Source organism: Levilactobacillus muriae (assembly GCF_045862015.1).
Lineage (GTDB): Bacteria > Bacillota > Bacilli > Lactobacillales > Lactobacillaceae > Levilactobacillus > Levilactobacillus muriae.
Map to the genome: position 1 here is coordinate 1 of NZ_BAAFRU010000044.1, position 4459 is coordinate 4459.

Consider the following 4459-nt stretch of genomic DNA (forward strand, 5'->3'; position numbering starts at 1 on the left):
GCTTTGGCTGTTTCACAAGCTTTAGATTAAGGATTCATCTGGCATTTGGGCTCAAAAAAAATTGCCTAATCTCAAAGGATTAGACAATTTTATAAATGGAATTACCAACAACAGTTGACATAGAACCTTTTTATCTTCATCAGTTATGCCAACAACGTGTTTACTATCATCGATTCCATATATCAAATATCAATCTTTATGGTGAGCTGTGTTAGCAAAACTTAGAATATCTTTTAGAAGTTCACTATTTGTGTTCTCCCAGCGTTCTTTAAAATCGTAAGTGTCAGTTTCGTGTTGATTTGATTTCAGAATTTCAGATAGTTCAGATATGTTCATGTTTTGCCTCCATAATAATAACCCTTTGTAATTACTTACATGCTTGGTAGATTCCTAGTTTGCCTGTATAATTAAAGTTTGTAGAGAAGTTAAGGCGGTGGCTATTTCCGATCGGAGGTGGTGCTTATGGTGTTAAACCCTTAAAGCCCATAAATCCTAACGAAAGGAGTAGCCTAAGTGTCCGTTGCGGACGCTTTACAATTAATGCTGGCTTTCGGTACCTTTATCGTAGCCTTAATCGCATTAATTGTTGAGCTGATCAAAAGTCAGCAAAAAAATAATCCGTCTTAGCTTTTGGCAGGGCTAACGGATTATTTAATCTATTATTAAACTTTGCCACCGTCTTAAACGGTTCTACATGGGAAGTCCTGTTCTAGCGGGGCTTCCTTTTTCTGTCTACATTATAGCATGCCTATAACGGACTTGCGACTATTTTAAGTGTAGTTTCTCAAAGGCTAGAGAAACAATTGTTCGTTTTTGAAAATATGTAGGAGCAACGGCCTAAGAACCATATATAGTGGTATAATATGTGATGAAAAAACTACATGTAGTGTTTGGAAGGTGCAATTCTTGGTTCAAGAGAAACACAACAAACTATTGAGCGCAATAATTTCGATTGGTCTTTTAAGCTTTTTAGGAATAGTGGTTGAAACAGCGTTAAACATAACCTTCCCACAATTAACAACGTATTTTTCTATACCTATCAGTCAAGTTCAATGGTTGACTACTGGATATATGCTAGTCTCAACTAGTTTGATTCCATTGGGTTCATTCTTTTTAAGACGGTTTCGTGTGGTAACTTTATTTAGAGTTTCGTGCTTAAGCTTTTTAGTCGGTACGTTGATTGCAAGCTTTTCCAACAGCTTTAATTTAGTTTTGCTAGGCCGCTTATGTCAAGGCATTGCTGATGGAATCGCGTTACCGTTGATGTTTGCTGTCGTACTAGATCAAGTGCCAAAGAAAAAAGTTGGCACTTTTATGGGGATAGGTAGCTTAGTTATTGCCTTTGCACCAGCAGTGGGGCCCATATATGGTGGCATAATTCAGGACACATTAAATTGGCATTTTCTATTTATAATTTTAATACCAATTATTATGGTTACCTGGCTGCTTGGTGAGCTTAGCATTGAACAAAGTTCACCGGTTCATTACGTTCCCTTTGATGTCCGTGGGGGCATTTTCTTGGCCATTTTTTTGACAACGACGTTGATGTTTATTGCTAACTTGACTGCTAACAGTAGCTCTTTTAAATTGTATTTGTTTTTACTAAGAACAGCTTTTTTTAGTGGCTTACTTTTCCTTCTTAATGAGAAGCATAAGAGCCATAAATTATTGGAATTAAGTCTCTTTAAAAACAAACGCTTTTTGCAGTTGTTAAGTGCTTTTTTTCTATTGCAATTCAGTTCTTTGAGTATGTCATACTTAATCCCTAATGTGCTACAAATACTTTTTGCCCAGTCACCTGGTTTGGTAGGTTTTCTAATTGCTCCTGCCGCTGTGATTGATGCAGTGCTATCGGTGGTTGCTGGTATTATTTACGATAAAACTGCACCCCGCTTACCCATTATAAGTGGCTGTATAATCATTGGACTGACCTTTTTGGGCGCCAACCTATTTACACCAAGTATTGGCGGGCTGGTTTTAATATATATGCTTTTTATGGTGGGATTGAGCTTTAGCTACAGTAACATCATGACCTATAGTTTGTCTCAATTACCTGCTGGGTTAGTAAATGATGGTAATTCGATTTATATGACGGTTCAAGCTTATTCAGGAGCAGTTGGAATTGCAATATCGTCCTCTATTGTTTCTTTATTGCAGAAACAACAAGGGAGTGTAATTTCAGGGACAAAATGGGGGTTAGCAATCAATTTCTTGATTTTGTTTTTTGTTGCCGTATTCACAATTTCTCTATGCTTGATAGCTTTACGAAATAAAGTAATTAAAGGAGATAAAGAGTAATGAGTTTAGATGATATAAAATCATTTTCTAAAGAAAATATGGCCTTTGATCCAACTGGGCATGATTTTCTTCATGCCCAAAGAGTGGCTAAGTTAGCTCAAAAAATATATACAGAAGATTTTAAAAAAGATGAAACTGATATTGGTCTGTATGTTGTGAAAGCAGCTAGCTATTTGCATGACACCATAGACGAAAAAGTCACTGCAGATAAAAAGAATAGACTGAGAGAAGTACGAATTATACTTAGCCATGAGAATATTGCAACTCCGGCTAGAGAAGACATTTTAGATATTATCCAACATATGTCATATTCTGACAACATTGAACACCATTACCAGCTTTCTAACGAAGGTAAATGTGTTCAGGACGCTGATAGACTTGATGCACTAGGCGCAATCGGCATAGCACGTGCATTTGCTTACGGCGGGCACGCTGGACAGGAAATATACGATCCCAAAATATCAGTGAAGGAAATCAAAACACACGATGATTATCGCCATCACAAAAGTACAACCATCAATCACTTTTATGAAAAGCTACTGAAATTAGCAAGTTCAATGAATACCAGAATGGGAAAGCAAGAAGCCAGTCGTCGAACAAAGTATATGCGTGATTTCTTATCTGAATTCCAAATGGAAACAGGTGTAAAAGATGAGACATAATGAGTATCTATTAGATAAATCGTATTTCGAAAAAGTCGCTGCGCTTTTTAATAAAGGACAGTCTGATCCCCAAAAAATCCTGTCGTAGAGCACGCTGTGATTAACAGTTTGGATTTTATAGACTATTTATGTGAACACTACGAAGTGTACTTTATACCCAAGCCCAAAAGTATCGATCGTAAAGTCCTTAAACATTTATCAAAAACTTGTACAATATTAGATGTTTCTAGGAAAGAATTAGCAGGCGTTGATACACCTAACTTGATAAAGAAAATTGTCGGACAGGACACGTTTGCAATTATTGATATTGGTGGGTATTTTGTACCAAGATTAAGTGACATTCAGAAACAGTTTAAAGGTCAATTGGTTAAAATAATCGAGGATACGGGAAATGGCTACCAAAAGTATGAAGATAAGCTGTCCAATAATTCAATATCAGTCCCAATACTATCAGTGGCAAGAAGTTCTTTAAAAATTGAGGAAGATTTTTTGGTTGGACATGAGATTGTAGTCAAATCCGAAATCTTTTTAGCAGATTATGGAACGACGCTTTTAGGCAAGAAAGTACTAGTTATTGGCTATGGTAAAGTTGGCTCCAGTATAGCGGGTAATTTAAGAAAACGTGGTGCAATAGTCACAGTTTCTGATAAAAGGGCAATACGATTAGCTAACGCATTAGCCCATGGGTACCAAATAACTAATGATATATATACTGAGCTAATTGACGTTGATATTGTGTATATAGCTAATGGAGAGAAGTCTATTGATACTCTTCAACTAAAAAAATTGGATTTGAAACATACTTTATATAGCTTTTCTGTAACTTCAGCGGACGATACTTTTAAAAATAGTCAAATGATCAACAAATTACCCCGCTATGGACACAATGGTGGGTATAAAATTTTAAAAACTAAAAGCAATAGGACTATTATTCTAGCAAATTCAGGGGACGCAATTAATTTCACATACTCTATATCAACATTAGCTTCCTACGTTCAATTAACACAGGCTGAAATGGCAGTTATACTACAAAAAGACATTTCAGGTGAAGAAAATCAGGGAATTGTTGAATTAAATGAAAACGACAGAGAAAAAATTGCTAAAGAATGGTTGGTAGAGATATTCAAATTTGTTAAAAGTTGAATTAAATGAAAAAAGCTTAAAGAATTATACAAATAAGCTCTGGTTGCTACCGACAAAGAAATTCTAAGCTGCTTTTAGTTGCTGCTAAACTTTGATCGTAGTATTAAACAAAAATACCTTATTAAGCGCAACTTTCACTGAAACAGTTGATAACAATATTAAGATGAAATTTGGTTTCCTCGTCAAAGTTTCTGTATAATAGATTAAGCAGGAAGTTTTAAGGGCGGTGGCTGTCTTTTCCCTTGCGAGGTGAGGCCCATGGGAACATGGAATAATCTTCAGGAAGGTTTCACAGTCAATGAGCGTCTTCCAGGCACTCTCGTTGATGTTGCTGTTTGGCACGTTTTTAATCGCGC

The 4459-nt window shown here is 36.1% G+C and carries 5 protein-coding genes; all 5 read left to right on the forward strand.

What is annotated here, in order from left to right; genetic code table 11:
* Window positions 1–540: 540 nt before the first annotated feature.
* A complete protein-coding gene (locus ACKTSF_RS14100) occupies window positions 541–627 on the forward strand; it encodes a putative holin-like toxin (protein WP_153152501.1) in 87 nt (28 codons plus the stop codon).
* 279 nt (window positions 628–906) lie between these two features.
* A complete protein-coding gene (locus ACKTSF_RS14105; RefSeq protein ID WP_407890233.1) occupies window positions 907–2298 on the forward strand; it encodes an MFS transporter in 1392 nt (463 codons plus the stop codon).
* Window positions 2298–2960 (forward strand): HD domain-containing protein, encoded by a 663-nt coding sequence (locus ACKTSF_RS14110; protein WP_047021679.1) that lies wholly within the window; start codon window positions 2298–2300, stop codon window positions 2958–2960. Before ACKTSF_RS14105 ends, ACKTSF_RS14110 begins: the two co-directional genes overlap by 1 nt.
* 108 nt (window positions 2961–3068) lie before the next feature.
* Window positions 3069–4103 carry an S-adenosyl-L-homocysteine hydrolase gene (locus tag ACKTSF_RS14115; protein WP_263766106.1) on the forward strand — a complete coding sequence of 345 codons (1035 nt, stop codon included), beginning with the start codon at window positions 3069–3071 and terminating at the stop codon, window positions 4101–4103.
* Between the two features lie 298 nt (window positions 4104–4401).
* Window positions 4402–4459, forward strand: a 58-nt coding sequence (locus ACKTSF_RS14120) for a putative holin-like toxin (protein ID WP_407890235.1), incomplete at its 3' end; no start/stop codon positions are given.

Excerpts from the sequence above, each read along its gene's own strand:
- ACKTSF_RS14100 (WP_153152501.1), top strand. The coding sequence starts at position 541 with ATGCTGGCTTTCGGTACCTTTATCGTAGCCTTAATCGCATTAATTGTT.
- ACKTSF_RS14110 (WP_047021679.1), top strand. The coding sequence starts at position 2,298 with ATGAGTTTAGATGATATAAAATCATTTTCTAAAGAAAATATGGCCTTT.